This is a genomic window from Fructobacillus tropaeoli, assembly GCF_016860625.1.
Lineage (GTDB): Bacteria > Bacillota > Bacilli > Lactobacillales > Lactobacillaceae > Fructobacillus > Fructobacillus tropaeoli.
The window spans coordinates 286,978-311,288 of the sequence record NZ_BOJU01000002.1; the positions used below are offsets into that span (position 1 = coordinate 286,978).

Genomic DNA, 24,311 nt, shown 5'->3' on the forward strand with positions numbered 1-24,311 from the left:
TTTTCCACCTAATTATTAATTTTTGTGATTTTACAAAAAAATAAAAATATTTCAAAGGAGTTCTTCTTTTTTATGATAACAGACCATTATTTACAAGCCTTCCTTTTCCTTCTCCCGATGGGCATCTTAGCTGGAATCGTCAGTACCACTGCCGGACTGGCCTCTCTTGTTTCGTATCCCGCACTTTTAGCAGTCGGTATTCCACCAGTTTTTGCTGACGTCACGAACACCGCCGCCCTCGTGATGACTGGTTTCGGTTCAATGTTTTCTTCCAAAAAGGAATTAACCAGCCATAAAAAAGAATTGATTAAAATTTTTCCATTAACAATTCTTGGATCGATTATCGGCGCCTGGTTGCTTTTATCACAACCAGCTTCCTATTTTTCTAAGATTGTTCCCTTCTTCGTCCTGCTCGCTGGTTTACTCCTTTTCTCGCAAATCAATAAGTCCAAGTCAAACCCACTCAATCTGACTCGCGATGAATCAATGGAAAACGATGCCCATTCACCAGTCTATAAGACGGTGATTTCCATCGCCATCTTGTTGGTTGGAATGTACTGTGGTTACTTCGGTGCGGCCGGTGGTGTGATGCTTTTGGCCATCCTTTCTGCCACAACTACGATGAACTTCTCTTCCTACAATGCGGTCAAGAACGTTTCTCTTGGTGCATCAAACTTGATTGCAACCCTGATTTACGCCTTTTCTTCTCACATTTACTGGGAACTGGCCATTCCAATGGGAATCGGCCTCTTCATCGGTGGCTATATTGGTCCAAAAATCGTCCGCATTATCCCAGATAAGACATTAAAAATCATTGTCAGTATTTTAGCAGTCTTGTTGGCCGTCGACCTCTTCGTGAAGGCTTACTTCTAAAAATTAAATCAACAGCATCTAAAAGAGCTAACCAACTATTGGTCAGCTCTTTTTTCTGTCATCAAAATCCACCCGCTCCATTGGTGAAATCAGCTATCAGACCTATAATGAATTTAGGTTGTATGGTATAATATCAGTGTTGTATCTTTTAAAAATACAAACAGATCAATCAATCTTTCAGGTCAAAATGACCAACAAACGTTCAACATCGGAAGGAGTTTTCATGAAAGTATTAATTATTGGCGCAACAGGGATGGCGGGTTCCGCAACGGTTAAGGCGGCATTGGCTGCCGGCGATGAAGTCACTGCCAATGGTCGGTCAGCCGAAAAGCTCGCCGATTTAAAAAAGGAGTTTCCAGCCATTAGCACATTGCAAAAGGACGCCTTTGACTTAACAAAAGAAGATCTTGCAGCTTTTGACGTTGTTGTCGATTCTTTCTCGGCTCCAACCAAGGCTTTCTTGCAGATTGATTTGGCTGCCCACCTCGTTCACCTCGTCCGTGAACAAGAAAAGCCACGCCTGGCCTTTATTCTGGGCGCCGCTTCACTTCATACCGGAGATGACCGCCACCTCTTGCTTGACGATTTAAAGAAGATTCCAGGATCAGAGGCATGGGTGAGCGGTCCAGCCAACCAGGTTCTTGAACTCGACTTTTTGAAAAATGTTGAAAATGTTTCTTGGTTTGGTATTTCACCATCCATGGAGTTCATTGCTGGCCCTGCCGATCCAGAGCCATTAATCGGACAAGATGATCTTTTGACCAACAATGAAGGAAAATCAGTCGTGACAAGTGATACACTTGCCAACGTCTTAGTGGCCGAATACCACGAACCAAAGCACCCTAACCAACGCTTTACCGTTGCGAACCACTAATCAATAATTTACTAACAAAAAGGCCCCGAAATTTTAAAATTTCGGGGCCTTTTCAACGTACAAAACATGTTAGTGGCTATCGTATCGATTAAGTTCGATTTCTAGTGAAAAAGCCTAAAAGCTGTTTTTGGCGGTTGGCTTCAGCCTTTGCGATTCGTTGTTCTCGTGTTTCCTGTACTTTTCTCGTTACCGAATCTGTTTCATCTTCTGCTACCTGACTTGATTCAGCTGCTAATTGCTCTTCTTGCAGTATTTCCTCGGCATCTAAAGCATTCTTTTGTTCATGCCTCATCTCATCATGTTCTAACCTTAATCGTTCTTCTGCATCCGTTTCTGACTCCAAAGACTCTTCTTCATCAGCTTGATTTGACCCCAAGGACTCTCCTTCATCCGTTTGATCTGACTCCAAAGACTCCGCTTCATCAGTTTGATCTGACTTCACTGACTCCTTTACATCCTTTGGTTCTGACCCCACAGACTCTTTTGAATCATTTTGTTCTGCTTGCTCAGTTTCACCTTGATCCTCCTGGACCGTTTTTTCCTGAGTCGAATCGATTAATGGCAAACCATCTGGTGACTCTGATGGCTGGTCAACTACCTGGCTTTGATTCACCGAAATTCCTAACTGGGATAATGCAGATTCTTGACTACCTTCTGTCAATGGTGGTAAGTCTCTAGGCACCAAAACCGGGCCTAATGGTGGCAAAGGTTGGTCAGGCGCAACCCCTTGATTGGTACCAGTTGCTAACAGACTCTTTTCAGTAGCGATTCTCTCTTCGTTTTGCTGAATATCCGAATCACTATCTTGCTTTTCGTCAATCAACGAATCACTATTGACCTCACTACTCTGAATTTGACTTTTTTGATTCTGCCCGTCTTTTTTAAGCTGCTTTTCAGCCTCACGCTTTGCTCGAATCCGTTCAAGCTTTTCCTGCCGACTTTCTGGCCATTCAGGATAAGATAATTGTTGCAGCAGTTCTATCCGAGGGCGGATAACCTGAATGGGGCTAGAATTGTCCGCCAAAGAGTAATGAACCAGTAAGCTATCATCGGCACTCATTAATCCCTCAATTTTTTCTGGTAACGAAGACAAAAAAGCAGCTAAATCAGTTGAATAATGGTCGATTCCTGATGGCAAAATAAGCTGGTCGGGATTGGCAACAATTGCCTTCGCCCCCTTCACGGCCTGGCGGTATTGCAATGCCACTATGGAAGAAACCAAACCATAGCCAACAAATTCAACGTCCTTAGCACGGGCTTCTTTTTTGGCTTGGCTGATTACTTTCAAGACTGCTTCATCATAAAAATCTTGGCAATGAAGCAAATCCGTAGCAAGGTATAAGACCGCCTGGGGTGATTTTTTCACTGCTTGAATTGGATAACTTGTTTGGTGAAATTCTGGCTCTGCCAAGATTACTCGAAGGGTTTTACTAGCCAGCTGATTTGGCATAGCCAAATACGCCCCGAGGTATTCGGTTATCTGTTGGTCCTGGTCCATGAGCCAGCCATCAACTTTTTCAGCCATCGTGACCTCATAGAAAGTAAAGTCACCCGTTCCAGCTGACATCAAATCTAACCGATAATGACTATAAACTCTTGGCACCTTTAAATCCAAAGAATTACTGTTTTGATACTGACTGCTAATAATTTGATCTTTTTCATCAAAAAATGTCCAGCTCAAATATGCGTGCATTCGCTTGGAATTTTGGACTCGACGAGTTGTCCGATAAGTACGACCTGGCTTCAATCGGGGTAAATCAGAAACAGACTTATCTCGATAGTAATTCGCTGCATCCGTCCATGAAGCAATAACCTGACCAGAAGGTAAAAAATGATTCGTATAATGAACCTCATTTTCCTTAATGAAGTCAACAATTGCACCCTGTAACTCATGGAGGACTGTCTGTGGTTGCCAATAGATTTGATATTGCATTAACGCCAGCCCTCCTGTTTAATTACTTTGGCCTGTCGGCTAATTTCTTTTTTCAAAAATTCGACCATGGCATCTACCTGGTCCTCGTGATGGCCAGGCATTTGCTGACGATTAACGGTGACATTGTTATGGCGGAAGTAATCCAATAACTTTGGTAATGATTCACCATCATATTCGTCTTGAGTCATCGTAAAGAGTGAAACCTCGCCATTGCGCCAAGTCAATTGATTCAACGAATGCCACAATTTTTGATCTAAACGTTCGGTATCAGATTGATCAAGCCGGCCGGTTAACAAATAGCGAACATCTAAAATCCAATCATGGTTAACGCCACTATGCGCAAAGTCCCCCTGGGCGGTGAAGGTTCCCAAATTGATAATTGGCTTAGCCAATACTAGATGGTCAGCAGCAACCTTACCAGCATAATACATCGCAGCGTAAGAACCCATTGAATATCCGGTTAAAATCAATTCATCGGCCGTTACTCGGGCCGTTTCTTGAGCACTCCTGATTTTTTCCGTGACTAAATCCTCGTATTCTTCATTACCGACCATAAAGGCTCCGCCTTGTGTTCTGGAATCCGTAAAGAGCAAGTATGGGTAGCCTAAATCAGACAAAGGTCCCATCATCTCAAATCCCTCAACATAAAGACGAGTGCCGACAAAGAGAACAACAAGTGGACCCTTTTTAGTACCTGGGTTAAAGTAGGAAAGGACTTCCTGCCCATCCTCGGTCATATCACGCCTTCCACCTGGTAAAAAATACCCTAGCCCGTGGCGAGACCGCCGTTGGTGCACATTATGCAGGTCCAAGGACCCTTTACCCTTCACAAGTACAAGAATTTGATAGTCCTGATACGAGGCCGGCGCCTTAATCGCCGTCAACCGCTGCATTGCAGGCCCTTGAATCATCTGTAATTGCTGTAAATTACCATTGTGATAAAAAACAAAGCACAACGCTAATTCAGCATCCCCAGTTTGTTCATAATCACAGTAAACAAGATTCTCTTGCCCTGGCTGATAGTCACCTGGAAAAGTTTTAAGCGTTCCAATTTGCTGGTAATCATCGCCAAAATCGCCGCTAATTGCGGTCGAAAATCGTCCCGACCGTGTGAGCTGCCAGTGATAATTTTTGACCGGCAAAAATTGCGTTTCAGAGAAACGAGTTGGAAAACCTGCTTGTCCCAAATACAAATCACGAAAAATTCGATTAGCCACCTCTTCTGGCTTTTTTTCATGAAAGTAAAAAGCACCACGATCATCTAAAGCCTGCTTCAACTCCCAATTGAAACCAACGGCATTTCCCAAATAAATAACTCGATAAGCTGGCCACTCCCTGATTTGACGTGCCAAAACGGTCGAATCAATCACGGAATCGGTCAACAAAACATATGTATAAGCTAAAAAACTGGGATCTTGTTGCCGAGCCAACAAGAAAGGCAAGTCCAAGCTAGCAGTATAATGCCAGTCCAAATTTTCGTTTTGAACCTGTTCGGTCCAATCCATTTCTCCAATTTGTAAAATTGACATCTGGGCCATCGCGGTCCTCCTTCAAAAGTTATTCAATACTTAGTTGACCTTCATCGCTTCAACCAAGCTAGTCCCGTTCAACTCAATTACCTTCTGACAGATAACTTTTTTATTTAAAATCAGCGTAACTCAAGCCGCCACTTAGCAGCCAAAGCATCACTAGCATAATCTGATTGAACCTTTATCAAGGAATCCTGAACTTCCTGCCAATTTTGCTGATCAAAGAGCCAATTCAAACTAGTAACAATATCGCTCACACTTTGAATGTGCTTCATCTCTGGTGCCTGGTAAGCCGTTTGGGTTTTAGTCAGAGAAGGCAGGCCGTGCGCCAAAGCTTGCGCCTGAAGTGACAAATCGACCTCATCGGCCAAATCAATAACGACCGATGCGGTTTGCAGATACTCCTGCCGCTTTTTAGGCGCCTGCCAATCAAGTAGAACAAACTGGGCAGGTAAAGTCTCTAATCGTTCGAAAGGCAACGTTTGGCTCTGCGCCAATTGACCTAATTTTTCGGTTAACAATTGCTGAAAGCCAACTTGCCACATGTCATTTTCAACAATAATTACCAAATCTTCATGCTCAATTGCCAAGTCGAAAAGTGTGGTAAAGATATGGTTGGCATAATCAACTGAAAGCGAACCCAAGCGCCAGTAGCAAACAAAGTGCTTCTTCGGTACAGCATTCTTAGTCGCCAAATCAACCGCAAAGGGACCCAGTACAATTGGTTGGTGGGCTAGGTTGAAAGCTGATGAAAGTGGCACTTGCCCCGTTACAGTCTGGAAAGATAAAAGATCATTTGGGCCTAATTCCTGACTAATTTCAGCCCCATAAAAGGGATAGTCCAAGACTAGGACTCGCTTATCTCCTTGAATTTGCTGGGCAATTGCTAGGTTTTTTACCGAAGGTTCTACCAGAAGCGTTTGATCTGAAAGCGATTGAATATGTAAAACCACCAGGTGTTCAATCAGGGCGCCCATCTCAGCAAAAGTTTGCTCAGAACCATCCGGTAACAGCGCCTGAACCTGACCAGTCTGACAGTTTTCAGTTGCAACCACCGCGCCGCTTTGACTAAGATAGTCAATCGTCTTCAATGATTCCTCTTGGTAAGTCAATACTCGCGAAACAAAACCCCGATCATCAATCGTGAGTTGTTGCGCCACTTGACCGTTTTGAAGCAAATCAATTCGATCAATCAAATCTGCTTTGGGATAAGTAAAATAAATTGTCGCATAGTGGGCTAAATCGACCAAGACCACAATTCGATCGTACATACGAACAAATTCAGCATTCTTTGGCCAAGTAAAATCAGTTAAATCAAGTGGCTGACGATCCTTTTGTGTCACTTGTTGCAGCTCGTCATAGGCAGACCAATACTGAATGGCTTCAATCTGAGCCTGACCAAGCCAGGTCCTCAACCGTGGCAAGTAATTGGCAAAAATAACCGTCACCTGGTCTTCGGCACGCAAAAAGAGCTTGGTCAAAGCCAGACTACTATCAACCTCGTTTTTTGAGTTCGAATTTTCTTGCCAGGTTGGCAATAAGGATATGTTCAAGGCTTCTCTCCTTTATCAACCTTAAGCTAACAGTTCAACCTTATCTAAGGGTAGGCCTGCCTTCTTTAGTTTTTCTCGGTCAATTTCTGCCACCAATACACGGCTAACAGCATGATTTTGATTCGTTAGGACCATGACTAAATCAGGCCAGACATTCCCCTGGTCATCCAAAACACCCTCTGGGAGGGCCAAAGTGGTCCCAGTAGGTGCCAAAACCAAACAACGGTCGACTGTACTAATGTGGACATCGCAGCGTCCCTGCTTTTCCATCACATGTTTCAAGTAGTTCTCTGCAGAGTCATAATGACGCTGATTTTTATCGATGACAAAGTTACGCATCCCTTGAAAATAAAAGTCTTGGCACACCATCTGATCAAAGCCAACGTAAAAATCAGATTGGAGCAGTTGACCGTTACTGAAATATTGTTTGGCAAACAAACGACCATTGCGTTGGTAAATATCTTTGCGGTCCACTTGACCGCCTTCATTTTGCCAAGTCACTGCCTGCACGAGGCGGTTGGAATTAGCAAACCAGCGTACGTCAGCCACCAAGTGACCCGCCACGGAAATACTCTTCGTCCAGTCCTTATTGACGACCAATTGACCCTGGTTAGGAACTTTTAAATCATAAAACCAGACTCCCTCACCATCTGCTTGATCGGCCAGATAACTTTGGCTACAAAGATCAAAAACTTGGTGTAACTCCAAGCCAAGATCACGGGCGATTTGAACAGCATCTTCATGAGGGGTTGCTAGCCAAAGTTCATCCAATTCACCAGTTAGCACCTGATTAATTTGCCAAGCAACCGCCTGCTGGTTTCGTTCATCAAAACTATTAATTAATGCAACTTTCATGATAGTTCATCCTCCAGTTGTGCCCATTTTTCAGCAACATTTTCTGTCAAAAATGGCCGGCAAGAAGCGATTGCACCAGCCGAAAGCCGATCATAGTCCTGGAAACAAGACAAAATGGCATCCGCAAGCTGGGCCACATTGTTTTTCCGGTCAGCATCGGTTGTCAAAAAATCAGCCAAATAACCATTTTTCCCAGGATGAATCAATTCCTTGGCGCCAAAGTTATTCGCATAACTAGCGACTGGTAGCCCCTGGCTCAAGGCTTCCAGATAAGTCAAGCCAAATCCTTCCGAGTATGATGCGGAAACAAAAACATCATGACGTTGCAAATCCTTGGTCACATGCTGAGACAAACCAGCTAAGACAACTCGATTGGTCAAACCAAGCTCCTTAATTTGCTTGGCTAATTTTTGATCCTCTGCTCCGGCGCCATAGATGGTCAAATTAACGTCATGACCACGCTCCACCAGAACTTGAACAGCGTCAATAATTTGATCAATGTGCTTTTCTTCGTGCAAACGAGAGGCTGTTACCAAATTTAATTTTTGATTTTTTCTAGTCTTTGCTTGGCCAAGCTTTGTGACCCCACCAACAGGAATGGCATAGATCTTATTAAGGTTTTTCTCTGCCGTATAACCTTGCAAATCAGCCTTTAGACCCGCTTTTTGTGCCTTGGTTGCCACAACAACCGCATCATACTGGTCTAAATGATCCAGTGTGTACTGATAAAAATTATTAAAAAGAATGTGCCCGTTCTCTTCGCTCACCTTATGGTTCGCATGGACCATACCAACAATTTTCTGCTTAGAACCTGCTGCCTTTTGTCGAACCAAAGTTTCATCGTAGAACGTTCCCCTGTCAACAAAGTACGTATTTTGTCCAAAATGTGCTGCCAGTTGATCTAAGAAAAAGGCCACTAACTCATCAAAGGTCAAGAAATAGTAATTTTCCCCCAAGAAATTAGTCAGATGAATGTCCTGCATGATTTTTTCACCTGGACCCTGTCGATATGACCACTCAACCTGATGTGCGCCCTTCGTCAAGGAAACGTGGGCATCATCAACGATATAGATATTTTTTTCTGTATTAAAAATCTTATCGCGTAAACGGCGAATTTGGTAATTACCAGAACTCTGCGTCGTAATAATTCGCTGCGTATCGGTTTGATCAATTAAAATCTTTTCATGGCTGTTTTGCACTTCGTCTGCAGGCAAGCCATTATCCAAGTAATCCAAAGGGTCAGCGGCTAACAAAAAATCATAAAGGCCAATAACCTGATTTTCCGGCAAATGCCACTCACGCATATGAATATGCAAATCCTGGAGTAAATCAGTAAAGACAATTTTGAATGGTAATTGTCGATCTAAGAAGCATTGAGCTCGATAAAACTGAGCATGTTCGACACCCGAATTTCCGTGACCCATACCTTGGTTAAGAAAAAAATTCATAAACACTTATACCGCTTTCATTCAGATTTTTGTTGAAATAATGGCAAGAAAGGGCTAACCAAGGACTCGGTTACCCCTTTAAAACGATGATTAACGCTGTGCCAAAGCTTGAGCTGCTGTGATAATGGCTACCTTGACCACGTCATCCTTGGAAGCACCTCTGGAAAGGTCCGAAACTGGCTTGGCCAGTCCTTGCAAGATTGGGCCAATCGCCTCAAATCCGCCCAAACGTTGGGCAATCTTATAACCGATATTGCCTGCCTCCAAGCTTGGAAAGACAAAGACGTTCGCCTGACCAGCCACCGTCGAGCCGGGTGCCTTGGCATTGGCCACCTTTTCAACAACGGCTGCGTCAAATTGCAAATCGCCATCAATTTGGTCAGCTAATTCTGGTGCCAATTCCTTGGCTAATTTTGTAGCTTCCTGCACCTTTTCAACTTGGTCGCCCTTTGCTGAACCCTTTGTTGAAAACGAAAGCATGGCCACCTTTGGATCGATACCAAAAATTTTAGCAGTACGAGCTGATTGAACAGCGATTTGAGCCATCGTTTCGGCATCAATCTCGATGTTAATCGCACAGTCAGCAAAGACGAAACGCTGGTCGCCCTTCTGCATAATAAAGGCACCAGAAATTCGGCGGGAACCAGGCGCTGTCTTAATTAATTGGAGAGCCGGACGAACCGTATCACCAGTTGGATGCACTGCTCCAGAAACCATCCCCTCAGCGGCACCCATTTGGACAAGCATCGTGCCAAAGTAGTTTTCATCTTGAAGCCATTTTTCAGCTGTTTTTTCGTCTGTTTTACCCTTACGACGCTCAACTAGGGCCTGAATCATCTTGACGCGTTGATCTGTTGGAACGGTTTTGATATCAACAATTTCAAACTGATTTAAACTCAATTGAAGCTTCTTTGAAAGGGCAACAATCGTCTCTTTTTCGCCCAAAACAATTGGGCTGACCAAGTCCTCTTGGGCCAACTCAACAGCGGCTGTCAAAACCCGTTCATCCGTTCCCTCAGGAAAGACAAGGCGGATTTTTTGACCCTTAATTTCTGTTTTAAACTGATCGAAAAGTGACATATTTGCGCTCCCTTTTTACTCGTTAGTCTTTTCTAAAGTATACCAAAGTTTCTTTCTTTTATTAGCCCTTTACGGTCAAATTTCAAACTTATTTCAACCAGTTAACAGGGACTTCTTGGTGCCTTTCTAAAAAGGCATTGGCCTTCGAAAATGGTTTAGAACCAAAGAAGCCTCGATAAGCGGCCAATGGGCTTGGGTGTGGCGCCATTAAAATCAGATGCCTTTCAGTATCGATTAGCCGCGCCTTTTGCTGGGCCGGCTTCCCCCACAAAATGAAAACCTTTGGCCGTTGATCAGCGCTAGCCGCCTTAATCGCTGCATCTGAGAGTTCTTCCCAGCCTTGTTTTTGGTGGCTATTAGCTTGACCAGCAGCAACCGTAAAAACCGTATTTAACAGCAAGACACCCTGGCTTGCCCATGTCGTTAAGTCATGACTGGATCGGACGTTGCCAGTATCGCTGACTAGCTCCTTTAAAATATTGCGCAGTGATGGCGGAGCTGGTAGAAAATCAGGCACCGAAAAGGCCAGGCCTTGGGCCTGATTTTCGCCATGATAAGGATCTTGACCTAGAATAACTACTTTCGTTTGCGCTAACGGCGTTTTCTCAAAAGCCAGAAAAACGTTTTCACGCTTGGGGTAAACTGGTTTTTGGGGATCTTGATAAACTTCGTTTAAAAATGATTCGGCCTGCTGTTGATAGCCTGCGGGCAAAAGAGGTGCTAAAGCCTGATCCCAGTCAGCTTTGGTCAAAGAAAAATCAGCCATGGTGTATACTACTCCTAATAAGACATTTCACTAACACTGTACCAAAGAAAAACACAAGAGAAAACGCCGCCAGACACGTTTTTACCCAATCTTAAGGACTCTTTATGCTTAGTCGAGAAAAACTACTTAATTTAAAAGAACAATACATGACCGATCCACAGTCACTAGCCAAAATCGATATGGTGATTCAAACTCTTGCTGCCCTCGATCACCAACAGCTACCACTTCACCGTCTCCCCAACCTACTAGAAGATGTCAAATCCTTAAGTCGCCATCCAGAACGACTCCTCCTCGATGATGCATTAGCAGAGCTAAGAGAAACACTGATTGTCAACTACGGGCTCTGGTTTTTACCAAACACAGATTGGGTCAAGGATTTAGCCCGCTTCGCCGGCCCCAGACCGATTGTTGAGCTAATGGCCGGTAATGCCGCACTATCCGCTGCACTAGAAGCACAAGGACATGTTGTGAAAGCCGTCGATAACCTTGATTGGAGTGGACAAGATAATGAACGTCCTGTCCCCTGGACAACCGTTAGCAAACAAGCTGCCCTTACGGCTGTAAAAGAGAGCTTACGCAAAGCCGATGATCCAAATTCTCAACCAATTTTTGTGATGGCTTGGGCACCAGATACTAGCGACGATGACTGGCAAATTTTACAATACCTTCGGAGCCAATCCCAACCTTTTCACTTAATTGTCATTGGTGAAAAAAATGGTGCCACCAATTCAAAGCAATTCTGGCAGGAGGCTGATTTGGAATTGAATGATGTTTTAAATCAGCATTACCGAGCCTTTGACATGATTCAAGATGCCGTTTATCTGGTGCATTGATAGTCAAGCAAGATAAAGTTTGATTGATTCTAACAAAAAAAGAAGGCTCTCGCCTTCTTTTTTTATCGACCTAATTTTAGAGACGGCCAATCTGATTTTTATAAAATTGGTGCTAGTAACCTAGCGACATACTGTTTAAAGACCAGCCAACGGCCCTGTTGGGCAAAGCTAGTCACCGTCTGCTCACTGGAAACAGTTAAATCCTGCTTAAAAACATGGGCAAGATGATGAGCTAAGTCAGAATCGTATAGAAAGGCATTCACTTCAAAATTTAGCTTAAAAGAGCGAAAATCCAAATTAGCCGAACCAACAGAAGCCAAATGATCATCGACTACCATCGTCTTGGCGTGCAAGAAACCATTTTGATAATAATAAATCTTAATTCCATACTTGGCTAACTGCGCAGCGTAATACTGAGTGGCTCGATAGACAAAGGCATGGTCAGGCATGCAAGGCACCATAATCCGAACATCAACGCCCGAATTAGCGGCAATTCGCAAAGCATCAAAAGTTGAATCATCCGGAATTAAATAGGGCGTTTGAATCCAACAGCGCTTTTTGGCCAATTGAATTAAGCGGATATAGCCCATCTTAATCTGTTCGTCATCCGTTTCAGGACCAGAAGTAACAATCTGTAAATTCGATTTACCCTGCAACGCCAATTGCAATGGTGGAAAGTAACGGTCTGACGTCACCGCCATCGGTCTCTTGGGTTCAGAAGCGTTCCAATCCAACAGAAAATGAGCTTGAAGTGAGTAGACGCCAGAACCCGTCATTCGCAAGTGCGTATCGCGCCAATGACCAAATTTCTTATCCCGGCCAAGGTACTGGTCGCCAATATTAAAACCACCAACATAGCCAATTTGACCATCAATCACCACGATTTTACGGTGATCACGGAAGTTTAACTGAAAATCAACCAGCGTCAGTCGCCGCTTCAAGAATGGCGTAGCGTAACCGCCAGCATCTCGTAACGGTGCAAAGAACCGCTTGGTTGTTCCAAAGGAACCCAAGGCATCGTAAATGACGTGCACCTCAACGCCTGCTTGAGCCCGCTCGACTAAAATGTCTCTGATTTCATGTCCCAACTGATCACTATAAAAAGTATAAAACTCAAGATTAATACTTTCCTGTGCTTGCTTCAGATCCTCTTTTAAGCGGCCAAAAAAATCCACACCCGAAGTAAAGACTTTAACCTGATTTTTTGTTGCCAAGGACGTCTGGTTAATATTTTGAAACAGCGTGACCAAAGAACGAGCCTGAACTAAGGAAGCTTGCGTTTCGTTCACACGTGTCACAAGTCCTTCCCTTTTACCGCGTTCATCAGCTTCTTGAATCAAATCGGCGATTTTCTCATTCATCGCCGAAGTATCTTGCCCTTGATAGGCAAAAAGTCGGCGCTGTGACAGCTTCCGACCCGCAAAAGAGTAAATAATAAAACCAAGGACTGGAATTAAAATCAGCACTAAGATCCACGCCCAAGTAGCGGCGATATCTCGTGGCTCACGAAAAACCGTGATAACGGCCACGGTCGTGTTAATAATTAAAAGTACTACTAGTGTTGTTAGCATCTGCTTCCCTTTATTTCACCCTGTGAAAGTCCGGTTTTGTACCAGGTGCTAGTCCTTAGTATTCCATCAAAGCAACAAACGGTACTTCGCCGGCTTCCATAATCTTCTCTCGACCGTGGAGGTCCTCTAATTCAATAATAAAGGCTACTCCGGCCACCACACCACCTAATTCTTCCACAATCTTGCGGGTAGCATTGATGGTGCCACCAGTTGCCAAAAGGTCATCGACAATCAAGACCCGTTGACCAGGTTGAATGGCATCCTCATGAATTTCCAACTCATTGACACCGCCATACTCCAATGTGTAAGAAGCTGAAACAGCCTTACGGGGTAACTTACCAGACTTACGCGCTGGCACAAAACCAATGCCCATGGCATAGGCTAATGGCGAACCAACAATGAAGCCACGTGATTCTGGCCCAGCAATCAAGTCGACATCTAAGTCTTTGGCAAAGTCAACGATTTGGTCAATCGCTTGCTTATAGGCTGGCCCATCCCCCATCAATGGTGAGATATCACGGAAAAAAACACCAGGTTCTGGATAATCTTCCACTGTGGCAACATAATCATGTAAATCAATTTTACTCATTTTTATTTCCTCAAGCCGGGTTCATTAACCGGCAAAATACCGCTGGTATGTGACAGAGTTTGCCAAGGGCTTTTTACTGGTACTTGGTAAACACAAAATGGTCCCTGCATTCATTTTAACAAAACCGAGGTCCAAAAAGACCTGAATCATTAATTTAAATTGCTTTTCTTGCATTGAAAGTTCGGATAATACAGCTTCCAAATGCCCGATAATGTCCAAATTTTGGTGTCCATACAAATATTTATATAATCTGGCAAAGTCTTGGCTACTCGTTTGACCGATTGCCTGCGCCAATGTTGTGGATGAATTTTTAACCGCAGCTTGTGCAGTCTGTGCCGTTTGGACCACTTGCTTTTTAACCTGACGAACGACTGGCTCCATTGACGTAGGCTGATTTTGCTCTACTTCGACAAAGGACAAATCTTCCAGCATTAATTGCAGCCTAGTTTTGCCGGCAAAGGTGTTCACCCCAACCTTACCTGCTAGTGTCGCCTGCGTTTTTTCTTGGGCTTCTTTTACCAAATCAGGTTGGTTAAAGGCCAAGGCCTCGACAAAGCCCCGCCCGCCACGAATATTAAGCTTTAGGTGCTGATTCAGCGCCCCCATCGATTGAACCGATTCTAGTGGCACATCCTCAACAGCAATGACCGGCTGTGGGTTGCCCTGGCCAAATGGTTCCAACAAGGCTAATTGCTGGTAAAAATCAGGCGTCAAAATCCGTGGCTGCACAACCAAGTTAACGGCCAACTTTTGATCGGCAAATTGCAGGTTAGCCCCATCTTGTTGAACCAATTTTTGGACCACCACCAATTCATCCGGTGTCATACTGACCCCTAAGGCGCCGGCATGACCACCAAAGCTAGTGAAATGGTCAGCATAGGCCTGCAAGAAGGCGTGCAAATCAAAGTCCCCAAAGGACCGGCCAGATCCCTTATAGACACCATCAACAAGCGAAAGAACCACCACGGGCTTTTTCACCAATTCGGTCAAGCGGGCAGCAACAATGCCAAGAATACCTTGGTGCCAATCTTGACCCGCAATCAGTAAGATGTTAGTCTCCTGATTTTTTGAGTCTAATGCTTGCTCTTTTGCCTCGTCAAAAACGGTGTCCACTAAGGTCCGACGATCATCGTTGAGCTGTTCCACTTCCTTAGCAATCGCCTTGGCCCGGTCTAGGTCCTTCGTTAACAAGAGTTCTAAGCCTAGCTGACCATCAGCCAGCCGACCAATTGCATTTAACCGCGGCGCAATTTTAAAACCGATTGTCTCGGCCAAAACTGCTTGACCCTTGGCATGCTTGGCGCTCTTTAACAGGGCTGCCAAACCAGGTCTGGGATTTTCCTCAATCTGTTTGAGACCCCAGGTCACAAAGGCCCGGTTTTCATCGGTCAAAGAAACCACATCGGCCACTGCCCCCATGGCAACCAAGTCCAAGAATTCCACTGGTAAATCTTCCAATGATTCGGCCGGTTGTCCATCGGCTAAGATTGCCTGAGCAACCTTAAAAGCAACCCCCGCTCCTGATAAATCAGAAAAAGGATAGCTTCCCTCTGGATGGCGTGGGTGGATGATGGCATAAGCATCGGGCAGAGTCTCCGGTAAAGCATGGTGGTCAGTTACAACCACGTCAACGCCAGCACCTTGCGCCCAAGCAATCGCTTCATGGCCACTGACACCGTTATCAACGGTGATAATCAAACTGGCACCGGTTTCTTCAACTAAGCGTTGGTAAGTCGTTAAATTGGGTCCATAACCGTCTTCAAAGCGGTTTGGAATATAGGGCGTCACCTCGGCACCAAGCGAGGTCAGCGTTTCCACCATAATCGCGGTACTCGTGATACCGTCGACATCATAGTCACCGTAAACCAAAATTGGTTCGGCAGTAAACACCGCTTCTTGAATCCGATCTACTGCCTTTTCCATATCGAAAAATTCGCTTGGATCATGAATACTTTGAAAATCAGGATGCAAAAAGGCCTGCGCCTCTTTCACATCCTTGATGCCGTTTTGCACCAAAAAACCTGCTGTAACTGGATTTAAATGTAATTGTTCCTGTAACCGTTGGCTACTCATTTGATCTGGTTGATCTAACAACCGCCAATTACTTGGTACCATGCTGCTCCTTCTTGAATGGGACATCAACTACGTCGAAGTCACGGGCAACATAGGTATTTGGGAACAAATGCTTCACATCACTAATGAACTTCTTTAATAATGGGCCAATGTAGCGAGCAGAAATGTGGACCAAGACTAATTTGCCAACATGACTGTCCAGTGCTAAGTGAGCCGCATCACGGGAGGTTGAATGTCCATGTGCCCGTGCTAATTTACTTTCTTCCTTACTTTGACCGTAGGTCGATTCGTGGACCAAAACGTCTGCGCCTTGCGCCAAAATCTTTGCTTGGTCGTTTGGAAGGGTGTCCAAAATAAAGGTAACAACCCGTCCTGGCTGAGCTGGGCCAAGGTAATCTTGACCATTAACCACGCGACCGTCATCAAGGGTGACGGTTTCTCCGGCCTTCAAGCGGCCATAGACGGGACCTGCTGGAATTTGATCAGCCTTCACCTTATCAATCAGTAATTCACCTGGATGAGCCTTTTCTTCGACCCGAAAGCCCCAGGCTTCAATCCGATGCTTTAGAGGAGCCGCTACCACGCGGAAGGTCTCATCTTCAAAGATTGTCCCAACCTCAATTTCCACATAGTGGACCGGGTAAGACAAGTGCGTGTCTGAAACCCGCAAAGCCGTTTGCACAAATGACTTCAAGCCCTTAGGGCCATAAATCGTCAATGGTTCACTTTTATCAGCGCCCTGGAAAGACCGCGAGGACAATAAACCAGGCAAACCAAAAATATGGTCGCCATGCAAATGGGAAATAAAAATTTTTTCAATCTTCCGTGGGCGAATCGTGGTTTGCAAAATCTGGTGCTGGGTCGCTTCCCCAACATCAAAAAGCCAGACAGCATTGCGCTCATCAAGCAGCTTCAAAGCAATGCTGGCCACGTTGCGAAATTTAGATGGTTGGCCCGAGCCGGTTCCTAAAAATTCTAGTTCCATCGGTCTTATCCTTTATTCTCTCTTCGATCTACCGATGTTTACTAGTACAAATTAATCGTCTGCTAATTCACTCTTAATATCATCCAATAGGTCGCGTTCTTCATTTGTAAATACCCGATTTTCTAATAAATCAGGTCGACGCAAGTACGTCTTTTTTAACGCTTCTTTTAACCGCCATTCAGCGATTTTACCGTGGTTTCCAGAAGTTAAGACTTCTGGCACGGTTAGGCCACGAAAGTCTGCTGGTCGCGTGTATTGTGGGTATTCCAGCAAGCCATCAGCAAAGGAATCACCTTCTGCCGATTCAGCATTGCCCAAAACATGAGGCAAAAAGCGAACCGTTGCATCAATCATAACCATCGAGGCCAGCTCTCCACCAGTTAAAACATAATCACCCAGTGAAAGTTCTTCGTCTACTAAGGTCTTAATCCGCTCATCATAGCCCTCATAATGACCGGCAATAAAAGTCAGATGGTCATAGTTTGCCAATCGTTTTGCGTCCGTGTGGTCAAACTTCTTACCAGCCGGATCTAACAAGATGACATGCCCCGCACTTTTTTCAGGGCTATTTTCCTTGACAGCCTCTAAGGCATCAAAAATCGGTTGGGGCGTGAGCAACATGCCAGCCCCACCACCGAAGGGATAGTCATCAACATTGTTATGCTTGTTGGTTGTGTAGTCACGAAAATCAGTCACGGCAAAGTCAAGGTCACCACGATCAATCGCTTTACCGATAATTGACTGACGCATTGGTGCAAACATGTCTGGAAAAAGGCTTAAAACATCAATCTTCATCGTCAAATAGCCCTTCCAAGACATCAATGGTAATCACCTTATCAGCCACATTGACCTCTTTTACGACATCATCGATGACTGGAATTAAGCCATCTTTGCCCTTGGGACGCTTCATAATCCAAACGTCGTTGGCACCAGTTGTCATAATTTCTTTGATTTCGCCCAAAGTCTGCCCGTCTAAGTCGACAACGGTGCAGCCAATGATTTCGTTGTAGTAATATTCCCCATCATCAAGGTCATCGCGATCTTCTTCATCAACGAAGACATCCTGACCCTTAAAGATTTCAACCTGGTTAATATTATCAACACCATCAAAAGTGACCAGCCACATGCCCTTATGAACACGAGCCTTTGCAATCGTTTCCTTGACGTATTGCCCCTTGTCCAAACGGTAAATCGCTTGCCCCTTTTGAAAGCGGTCATCAGCAAAGTCCGTAATGGCTTTGATTTTCAACTCACCACGAATGCCATGTGTATTGACAATCGTTCCAATTTTAAAGTAATTTTTTGTTTCCATACTCTCTATTATAGCTTATCTTAGCTTGTTCAAAAAGAAAAAAACTACCAAATGAACTTTGGTAGTTTCCACTTTATAAACCAGTTTGTCTTAAACCAATTCCAACAAGTCAGCCTTCTTAGCTGATGCTGGGTAGTCAATACCTTGGGCGTCCAAGTATGCCTTGATTTCGGCAACCTTGTTCTTAGCCGTTGGCTTTTCAGAAGAAGCAGCTGCTTCTTCCTTAACTGCTGGCTTAGCAGCAGCTGACTTCTTTGCCTTGGCAGGCTTTTCAGAAGCTGCAGCAGCCTTTTGTTCAGCATACTTAGCCATGATGCCAGCCTTTGACAACAAGTTACGAGCTGTGTCAGATGGTTGTGCACCATTTGCCAACCAAGCCAAAATCTTAGCTTCGTCCAACTTTACTTCTGCTGGAACAGCGATTGGGTTATAAGTTCCCACTGTTTCGATAAAACGACCATCACGTGGTGAACGTGAGTCAGCGATAACAACGCGGTAGAATGGACGCTTCTTAGCACCCATCCGCTTCAAGCGAATTTTAACTGCCATAATGTAATTCCTCCGTATTTCTTTACTTGTCTATTATGCCAAATATCAAAAACGATGTCAAGTGTTTTTACTTGACATCGTTTTTTAAAACAAGATAACTGATTTTTAAGCTTCAAAGCCTTCTGCTAAAGCAGCTGGATAATACTTGCGAACCAATGCAGCTTCAGCCTTTGACAATTCTGGGAAGGCCTCATCGGCTCCCAAGTCTTCGTGATAGCGACGGTCACGCGGTGACAAACCACCGCGGGCCTTTTCAACTAAAACAGGAACGTCATCAAAGCTTGGCACAGCATCTGTTGCGTCTTCGCGATCCTTCAAGTCCAATTGTGAGACCATCAAAATCAAACGCAAGTCTAAGTTCAACTCAGACAAAACGCTCTTCTGATCAGCCGTCAAGTACAACGTCATGGCTGCTTCGGCGTTCTTACCGACCAAGCCATCCGTTCGAGCGGCTTCGATTGCCTTGTTGGCTGCTGAACGCAATGCAAAGACCGTTTCCCACTTAACCATCATGTCAGCAGTTTCTGGCAAGTCCTCTACAGTTGGCATGTCTTGCAAGTAAGCGTACTTCGTGTTGGTATGTGGAATATATGACCAGATTTCTTCAGCCGTGTGTGGCAAAACTGGCAGCATCAACTTCGTTAAGGCCGTCAAAATTTCGTAGAAGACTGATTGCATTGAACGACGCAAAGCAGAATCAGGTGCTTCGACATAAACAACGTCCTTGGCAACATCCAAATAGAAAGCAGACAAGTCCACGTTAATAAAGTTAATCAAACGTGAATAGATTTCATTGAGACGATAGTTGTCATAACTATCCTTCAAATCAGCGACCAAGTTGTTCAACAAGACCGTTGCATATTGGTCATGAGCGGCACGGTCTGCGAAGGCAACCTTATCAGTATCGTAATCAAAGTCAGATGTGTTGGCCAACAAGAAACGCATGGTATTACGGATTTTGCGGTAAGAATCAGCAACTTGCTTCAAAATTTCATCTGAAACTGGCATATCTTGGGACGTATCAACTGAGATAGTCCACAAACGCAAAATTTCAACACCAAACTTGTTACCAACATCCAATGGTGAAATCGTGTTTCCCAATGACTTGGACATCTTGTTACCCTTACCATCCAAAGTAAAGCCTTGTGATAGCAAGTTCTTGTAAGGTGCCTGGCCCGTTACTGCCACAGAAGTAATCAATGAAGAGTTAAACCAACCACGGTACTGGTCAGAACCTTCCAAATACAAATCAGCAGGGTAATCCAATTGAGGGCGTTGACGCATCACCCCATTCCAAGAAGAACCGGAATCGAACCAAACATCCATGATGTCCTCTTCCTTCTTGAATTGGCCGTTTGGTGAATGCTCGTTTGTATAACCTTCTGGCAAGAGGTCCTTGGCTTCACGTTCAAACCAAACGTTTGAACCGTGCTTTTCAACCAATTGGGCAACATGTTCAATAATGTCAGCATCCAAAATGGCTGTTCCATCTTCTGCATAGAAGATTGGCAATGGCACGCCCCAAACACGTTGACGCGAAATAACCCAATCGCCACGACCGGCAATCATGTTGTGCAAGCGCTTTTGACCCCATGCTGGAAAGAAGTTAACCCCATCAATTTGATCCAAAATGTCCTGACGGAAGTTGTCAATTGAAGCAAACCATTGTGGCACAGCTCGCCAAATAATTGGCTTCTTTGTTCGCCAGTCAAATGGGTATGAGTGGGTAATCTTTTCCTTCGCCAAGAACAACCCGGCATCCGTCAACTTCGTGATAACCGTTCCGGTAACATCATCATAGAACCGACCTTCAAAATCAGGACCCGCATTCTTGGTCATATTTCCTTTTTCATCAACGGTCACAACAACCTCTAAGCCATATTGCTTTGAAACGTTGTAATCGTCTTCACCAAAGCCAGGAGCCGTGTGGACCAAACCAGTTCCGGAATCCAAAGTAACGTGGTCCGCATTCATAACCACTTCTTCGGCATCGGCATCCCATGGATGGTAAGCCGTAATCTTATCCAAGTCTTGGCCCTTATATGAATCCAAGACTTCGTAATTTTCCCAACCAAACTTTGGCGCAACCGTTTCCAGCAATTCCTTAGCCACAACATACTTCTTATCTTGACCAGCTGGCTTCACCAAAACATAGTCAAAATCAGGACCTAAGGTAATTCCACGTGAAGCGGTAACCGTAAATGGCGTCGTGGTCCAAACGACCAAGTAAGTATCACCATCCAAAATACCCTTGCCATCCTTGACACGGTTGGCATAGAACAATGAAGTTGACTTGATGTCATGGTATTCAATTTCGGCTTCCGCCAAAGCTGATTCAGATGACCATGACCAGTAAACTGGCTTAGCACCCTGGAAGATGTAACCCTTCTTGGCCATCGTACCAAAGACACGCAATTGTGCAGCTTCGAATTCAGGTTGCAAAGTAATGTATGGGTGATCCCAATCGGCCATAATCCCCAAACGCTTAAAGTCATTGCGTTGCTTATCAACTTGTTCCAGGGCAAAATCCTTGGCCAAGTTACGCCATTCGCTCTTTGGCATTGACTTCCGGTCGTGACCAGCCTTTGTTAGCTGTTGTTCAATTGGCAAACCGTGCGTATCCCATCCAGGAACATAAGGCGCATAATAGCCATTCATGTTCTTGTAACGGACAATAATATCCTTGGTAATCTTGTTCAAAGCGTGACCCAAATGAATGTTTCCATTGGCATAGGGAGGGCCATCGTGCAAGTTAAAGTGTGGCTTTTGCTCGTTTTGCGCCAGTCGTTGTTCATAGAGGTTGTCATCGTACCAACCTTGTTGCCGTTCTGGCTCCGTTGTTGGCAAAGAGCCTCGCATCGGAAATGCTGTTTTTCCTAAATTCAATGTGTCTTTATACTTCATAAGAGACTCCTTTCAATAAACGAAAAAACGTCCTGTGCCCCAAAATTTGGGACAACAGGACGTTTTTTACGTGGTACCACCTATCTTCCGCTGACCAATGGTCAACGCTCTAACTGGCGATAACGGGCCAAGCCGTCAAACTTACTCTTAGTTCAGTTTGATGAAGGGTAAGGGATGTAAAAAAGCTGAGGGAATGACCATCTTACACCGGACATGGCTCGCTAACACTATCAACTTTTTTAAACTGGCTTACACCGTTAATCAATCATTTTTACTTTGGTTGTCCATTTTCAGGGAAAACGACCACCGTTGGATCTGCAACTTCCGCTTCAACCTCAACCGTTTCACTTTCAGCAGGCTTTTCTTCCCCTTCACTAGGTTCGATTGGGCCCTTAGCAAAACTTGGAACTTCTTTAATATCGGTTGGCAACGGCTTTTCTTCAGTACCATCTTGACTAGCAGCATCCGTTGGTGCCGGTACTGATGCTTCCGAAGCAGGCTTCAACCAATGGTTCGTTTCACCCAAAACCTTTTCCGACAATTCAGAAGCAGGCAACTTATTAACTGCCTGTGACAATTGCCCCTGCTCAAGCAAAGCCTTTTGTTGGTCAATCAATGACAAGAATGATTGGCGGAAACTATCAACTCGCTGGCGCAAGCGATTTTGCTCGTCAATCAAATCAACATTTTCTTGAGCCAAACGGGCGGATTCAGCTTCAGCTTTTTGACGGGCATCATCAACAATTTGCTTAGCTTCATCTTGGGCGTGGGTCAATTGTGACTTTACTTCAGATTCCGTCTCAGAGCGCAAACGTGAGGCAGCGCTTTGGGCAAACATGATTGATTCATTCACTTGATCACGTTCACCCTCAAGCTCATCAATACGGTTTTGTTGCTGACGGTTTTGTTGTTGTAATTTCTCAAAATCAGCCAATAAAGTACGATAATCATTATTGACTTCATCCAAGAAAGAATCAACTTCGCGCGCCACATATGCCCGTGAGCCCTTTCGGGTGAATTCATGGTTTAAAATCTCATCTGGTGTTAATGCCATCTTATCTCTCTGCCTCCCGAATTCATCTCATCGATGAATAATATTAAAAACTGCTTTGATTTTATCCTTTTTGCTCTGCCCTGACAAGCTTTCTAAGCAAATTCTTCCATATTTTCTCACTGAAATCACATCTTTTAGAGAAATTTGCCGGTCTACCTGGTCACTAACAGTCCAATTAACTTGCACAGAGCCACTGGTAACTAAATCTTGTGCCTTTGCACGCGCAAGGTTGAATGCCGCTGCTACAACCACATCAAGGCGCAATGAGTTGACCAACAAGAATTGGTCTTTTCCATCTTCTTCCTTTTGAAAAGCACGGTCGAAGCTAATTTCTTGCCAGTCAGTCCTAACCTTGCCAATGCGACCAATCTCTTGACGAATAAATTCGACTAATGGCTGATCAACCGCTAATTGAACCAGTCCCTCATCTTCCTTAACAACAATATCGCCAAAGCCTGACCGGTCAAGCCCCGTATGCACCAATGCACCTAAGATGTCCTTGTGACGCAAACTGACGAACTTGACCGGAAAGGACAATTCTAACAAGACCAGTTGAAAATCACTTTCCTTAATCTCATAAAAATCAGGTGCGATCACAACCCGTTTCGATTCAGCTTGGTCAAAAATGCCGTCTTCCACCATTTTTAGGCCTGAACGCTGGTTCACTAGCGTTTGCACAATATAGCGCTGGCGTGGGTTTAAAAACTTAGTTAAAACCAATCGATAGTCGATTTCTGCCTGATTTACCCAGTCGAGGGCTTGCTTCACAAAATCGCCCTCACTTTCGTGAAAGTGCTGGGCAATGGCCTGTTGATTACTCATTTAAAAGAACCATGCCAAGGCGTATTGCGCCAAATCCAAGACGATAAAGGCGATTAATGGTCGTAGATCTAAGATACCAATTGGCTTGATAAAAGAGAACCAGGACAAATAAGGGGTCACAATCTTGCCTAATTCACGGCCAAACCAGGTGTTATAAGCACCAGGAAACCATGACATCAAAACATAGACAATCAGTGCATAAGAATAAATCTTAAGCAGCCACGCAATAATCGTGACTAGTAGTAGTCCAAACATAAATATTAATACCGACCTTGATTATCAAGGTTTTCACTCATGGAGCCTGCTACTTCATATGTTGATGGTGTCAACAAGAAAATTTTCTCACCAACTCGTTCCATCGAACCCGAAACAGCATAGACAGCTCCGCCGATATAGTCTAAGATTCGCATCGCTTGTTCCTCTTCCAACTGGGAAAAGTTAACAATCACAGCGTCACCTTCAATCACTTGACTGGCGATTGCTCGTGAATCAGCGTAAACCTTTGGTTCAAAAAGAGCAATACGACCTTGCGCTACCCCAGCAGCTCCAGCTTGACCCTGATTTTTAAAAGCAGTCATCTGCTTGTTTGCTGCAGGCTTTTGCTTTTGAACAGGTTGTTGCTCAGGAGCCTCTTCGTAGCCCTCTTCTTCATAGTAATCATCATCGCCCGAAAAAAGACGCTTAATCCCATCAAATGCCATCGCTCAA

Annotated in this window: 22 protein-coding genes; 3 read left to right on the top strand and 19 right to left on the bottom strand. The window is 44.5% G+C overall.

Features of this window, described 5'->3' with window-relative positions; all coding sequences use genetic code 11:
* Window positions 1-72: 72 nt before the first annotated feature.
* Together FT12353_RS03370 and FT12353_RS03375 are read left to right on the top strand one after the other, a co-directional pair.
* A complete protein-coding gene (locus tag FT12353_RS03370) occupies window positions 73-873 on the top strand; it encodes a sulfite exporter TauE/SafE family protein (RefSeq protein ID WP_168778500.1) in 801 nt (266 codons plus the stop codon).
* A 223-nt stretch (window positions 874-1,096) separates the two neighbouring features.
* On the top strand, window positions 1,097-1,747 hold the full coding sequence (locus FT12353_RS03375) for an NAD(P)-dependent oxidoreductase (protein ID WP_059393206.1): 651 nt from the start codon (window positions 1,097-1,099) through the stop codon (window positions 1,745-1,747).
* An 88-nt stretch (window positions 1,748-1,835) separates the two neighbouring features.
* On the opposite strand, the gene asp3 is transcribed toward FT12353_RS03375, so the two are convergent.
* The 7 genes from asp3 to FT12353_RS03410 form a co-directional block, all read right to left on the bottom strand.
* Window positions 1,836-3,680, bottom strand: a complete 1,845-nt coding sequence (gene asp3, locus FT12353_RS03380; protein WP_203618445.1) for an accessory Sec system protein Asp3 — start codon at window positions 3,678-3,680, stop codon at window positions 1,836-1,838.
* A complete protein-coding gene (gene asp2, locus FT12353_RS03385; RefSeq protein WP_239061168.1) occupies window positions 3,680-5,218 on the bottom strand; it encodes an accessory Sec system protein Asp2 in 1,539 nt (512 codons plus the stop codon). The genes asp3 and asp2 overlap by 1 nt, the downstream gene beginning before the upstream one ends.
* A gap of 110 nt (window positions 5,219-5,328) precedes the next feature.
* On the bottom strand, window positions 5,329-6,762 hold the full coding sequence (gene asp1 / locus FT12353_RS03390; protein WP_059393210.1) for an accessory Sec system glycosyltransferase Asp1: 1,434 nt from the start codon (window positions 6,760-6,762) through the stop codon (window positions 5,329-5,331).
* 21 nt (window positions 6,763-6,783) lie between these two features.
* A complete protein-coding gene (locus FT12353_RS03395; protein ID WP_203618447.1) occupies window positions 6,784-7,617 on the bottom strand; it encodes a glycosyltransferase in 834 nt (277 codons plus the stop codon).
* Window positions 7,614-9,065: a glycosyltransferase gene (locus tag FT12353_RS03400; protein WP_059393212.1), complete on the bottom strand. Its 1,452-nt coding sequence runs from the start codon at window positions 9,063-9,065 to the stop codon at window positions 7,614-7,616. The genes FT12353_RS03395 and FT12353_RS03400 overlap by 4 nt, the downstream gene beginning before the upstream one ends.
* Window positions 9,066-9,155: 90 nt before the next feature.
* Complete coding sequence (pta, locus tag FT12353_RS03405) at window positions 9,156-10,145, bottom strand: phosphate acetyltransferase (protein WP_203618449.1); 990 nt, start codon at window positions 10,143-10,145, stop codon at window positions 9,156-9,158.
* Window positions 10,146-10,233: 88 nt separating this feature from the next.
* A complete protein-coding gene (locus tag FT12353_RS03410; RefSeq protein ID WP_059393214.1) occupies window positions 10,234-10,911 on the bottom strand; it encodes a uracil-DNA glycosylase in 678 nt (225 codons plus the stop codon).
* 146 nt (window positions 10,912-11,057) lie between these two features.
* Between FT12353_RS03410 and FT12353_RS03415 the strand changes: the two genes are divergently transcribed.
* The gene (locus FT12353_RS03415) at window positions 11,058-11,744 is read left to right on the top strand and encodes an SAM-dependent methyltransferase (protein ID WP_203618451.1); all 687 of its coding nucleotides are present in this window, start codon (window positions 11,058-11,060) and stop codon (window positions 11,742-11,744) included.
* Between the two features lie 98 nt (window positions 11,745-11,842).
* On the opposite strand, the gene cls is transcribed toward FT12353_RS03415, so the two are convergent.
* The 12 genes from cls to FT12353_RS03475 form a co-directional block, all read right to left on the bottom strand.
* Window positions 11,843-13,315: a cardiolipin synthase gene (cls, locus tag FT12353_RS03420; protein ID WP_059393216.1), complete on the bottom strand. Its 1,473-nt coding sequence runs from the start codon at window positions 13,313-13,315 to the stop codon at window positions 11,843-11,845.
* A 55-nt stretch (window positions 13,316-13,370) separates the two neighbouring features.
* Window positions 13,371-13,904, bottom strand: a complete 534-nt coding sequence (locus tag FT12353_RS03425) for an adenine phosphoribosyltransferase (RefSeq protein ID WP_203618460.1) — start codon at window positions 13,902-13,904, stop codon at window positions 13,371-13,373.
* A 24-nt stretch (window positions 13,905-13,928) separates the two neighbouring features.
* Window positions 13,929-16,019 carry a single-stranded-DNA-specific exonuclease RecJ gene (gene recJ, locus FT12353_RS03430; protein ID WP_203618468.1) on the bottom strand — a complete coding sequence of 697 codons (2,091 nt, stop codon included), beginning with the start codon at window positions 16,017-16,019 and terminating at the stop codon, window positions 13,929-13,931.
* Window positions 16,006-16,962: a ribonuclease Z gene (rnz, locus tag FT12353_RS03435; protein WP_059393218.1), complete on the bottom strand. Its 957-nt coding sequence runs from the start codon at window positions 16,960-16,962 to the stop codon at window positions 16,006-16,008. The genes recJ and rnz overlap by 14 nt, the downstream gene beginning before the upstream one ends.
* Window positions 16,963-17,013: 51 nt before the next feature.
* The gene (trmD, locus tag FT12353_RS03440) at window positions 17,014-17,757 is read right to left on the bottom strand and encodes a tRNA (guanosine(37)-N1)-methyltransferase TrmD (RefSeq protein ID WP_059393323.1); all 744 of its coding nucleotides are present in this window, start codon (window positions 17,755-17,757) and stop codon (window positions 17,014-17,016) included.
* Complete coding sequence (rimM, locus tag FT12353_RS03445) at window positions 17,747-18,274, bottom strand: ribosome maturation factor RimM (RefSeq protein ID WP_059393219.1); 528 nt, start codon at window positions 18,272-18,274, stop codon at window positions 17,747-17,749. The genes trmD and rimM overlap by 11 nt, the downstream gene beginning before the upstream one ends.
* Before the next feature lie 90 nt (window positions 18,275-18,364).
* Window positions 18,365-18,823, bottom strand: coding sequence for a 30S ribosomal protein S16 (gene rpsP / locus FT12353_RS03450; protein WP_059393220.1), 459 nt, complete (start codon window positions 18,821-18,823; stop codon window positions 18,365-18,367).
* A 105-nt stretch (window positions 18,824-18,928) separates the two neighbouring features.
* Window positions 18,929-21,727 carry an isoleucine--tRNA ligase gene (gene ileS / locus FT12353_RS03455; RefSeq protein ID WP_059393221.1) on the bottom strand — a complete coding sequence of 933 codons (2,799 nt, stop codon included), beginning with the start codon at window positions 21,725-21,727 and terminating at the stop codon, window positions 18,929-18,931.
* Window positions 21,728-21,998: 271 nt separating this feature from the next.
* Window positions 21,999-22,781 (bottom strand): DivIVA domain-containing protein, encoded by a 783-nt coding sequence (locus tag FT12353_RS03460; RefSeq protein ID WP_059393222.1) that lies wholly within the window; start codon window positions 22,779-22,781, stop codon window positions 21,999-22,001.
* 27 nt (window positions 22,782-22,808) lie between these two features.
* The gene (locus tag FT12353_RS03465; RefSeq protein ID WP_059393223.1) at window positions 22,809-23,603 is read right to left on the bottom strand and encodes a YlmH family RNA-binding protein; all 795 of its coding nucleotides are present in this window, start codon (window positions 23,601-23,603) and stop codon (window positions 22,809-22,811) included.
* Window positions 23,604-23,858, bottom strand: coding sequence for a YggT family protein (locus FT12353_RS03470; protein WP_047974355.1), 255 nt, complete (start codon window positions 23,856-23,858; stop codon window positions 23,604-23,606).
* A gap of 5 nt (window positions 23,859-23,863) precedes the next feature.
* On the bottom strand, window positions 23,864-24,304 hold the full coding sequence (locus FT12353_RS03475; protein WP_047974354.1) for a cell division protein SepF: 441 nt from the start codon (window positions 24,302-24,304) through the stop codon (window positions 23,864-23,866).
* Window positions 24,305-24,311: the final 7 nt, after the last annotated feature.

What these genes read in the sequence shown, in the direction of transcription:
- FT12353_RS03370 (WP_168778500.1), top strand. Translation starts at nt 73, where the DNA reads ATGATAACAGACCATTATTTACAAGCCTTCCTTTTCCTTCTCCCGATG.
- FT12353_RS03375 (WP_059393206.1), top strand. Translation starts at nt 1,097, where the DNA reads ATGAAAGTATTAATTATTGGCGCAACAGGGATGGCGGGTTCCGCAACG.
- asp3 (WP_203618445.1), bottom strand. Translation starts at nt 3,680, where the DNA reads ATGCAATATCAAATCTATTGGCAACCACAGACAGTCCTCCATGAGTTA.
- asp2 (WP_239061168.1), bottom strand. Translation starts at nt 5,218, where the DNA reads ATGGCCCAGATGTCAATTTTACAAATTGGAGAAATGGATTGGACCGAA.
- FT12353_RS03395 (WP_203618447.1), bottom strand. Translation starts at nt 7,617, where the DNA reads ATGAAAGTTGCATTAATTAATAGTTTTGATGAACGAAACCAGCAGGCG.
- FT12353_RS03400 (WP_059393212.1), bottom strand. Translation starts at nt 9,065, where the DNA reads ATGAATTTTTTTCTTAACCAAGGTATGGGTCACGGAAATTCGGGTGTC.
- pta (WP_203618449.1), bottom strand. Translation starts at nt 10,145, where the DNA reads ATGTCACTTTTCGATCAGTTTAAAACAGAAATTAAGGGTCAAAAAATC.
- FT12353_RS03410 (WP_059393214.1), bottom strand. Translation starts at nt 10,911, where the DNA reads ATGGCTGATTTTTCTTTGACCAAAGCTGACTGGGATCAGGCTTTAGCA.
- FT12353_RS03415 (WP_203618451.1), top strand. Translation starts at nt 11,058, where the DNA reads ATGACCGATCCACAGTCACTAGCCAAAATCGATATGGTGATTCAAACT.
- cls (WP_059393216.1), bottom strand. Translation starts at nt 13,315, where the DNA reads ATGCTAACAACACTAGTAGTACTTTTAATTATTAACACGACCGTGGCC.
- FT12353_RS03425 (WP_203618460.1), bottom strand. Translation starts at nt 13,904, where the DNA reads ATGAGTAAAATTGATTTACATGATTATGTTGCCACAGTGGAAGATTAT.
- recJ (WP_203618468.1), bottom strand. Translation starts at nt 16,019, where the DNA reads ATGGTACCAAGTAATTGGCGGTTGTTAGATCAACCAGATCAAATGAGT.
- rnz (WP_059393218.1), bottom strand. Translation starts at nt 16,962, where the DNA reads ATGGAACTAGAATTTTTAGGAACCGGCTCGGGCCAACCATCTAAATTT.
- trmD (WP_059393323.1), bottom strand. Translation starts at nt 17,757, where the DNA reads ATGAAGATTGATGTTTTAAGCCTTTTTCCAGACATGTTTGCACCAATG.
- rimM (WP_059393219.1), bottom strand. Translation starts at nt 18,274, where the DNA reads ATGGAAACAAAAAATTACTTTAAAATTGGAACGATTGTCAATACACAT.
- rpsP (WP_059393220.1), bottom strand. Translation starts at nt 18,823, where the DNA reads ATGGCAGTTAAAATTCGCTTGAAGCGGATGGGTGCTAAGAAGCGTCCA.
- ileS (WP_059393221.1), bottom strand. Translation starts at nt 21,727, where the DNA reads ATGAAGTATAAAGACACATTGAATTTAGGAAAAACAGCATTTCCGATG.
- FT12353_RS03460 (WP_059393222.1), bottom strand. Translation starts at nt 22,781, where the DNA reads ATGGCATTAACACCAGATGAGATTTTAAACCATGAATTCACCCGAAAG.
- FT12353_RS03465 (WP_059393223.1), bottom strand. Translation starts at nt 23,603, where the DNA reads ATGAGTAATCAACAGGCCATTGCCCAGCACTTTCACGAAAGTGAGGGC.
- FT12353_RS03470 (WP_047974355.1), bottom strand. Translation starts at nt 23,858, where the DNA reads ATGTTTGGACTACTACTAGTCACGATTATTGCGTGGCTGCTTAAGATT.
- FT12353_RS03475 (WP_047974354.1), bottom strand. Translation starts at nt 24,304, where the DNA reads ATGGCATTTGATGGGATTAAGCGTCTTTTTTCGGGCGATGATGATTAC.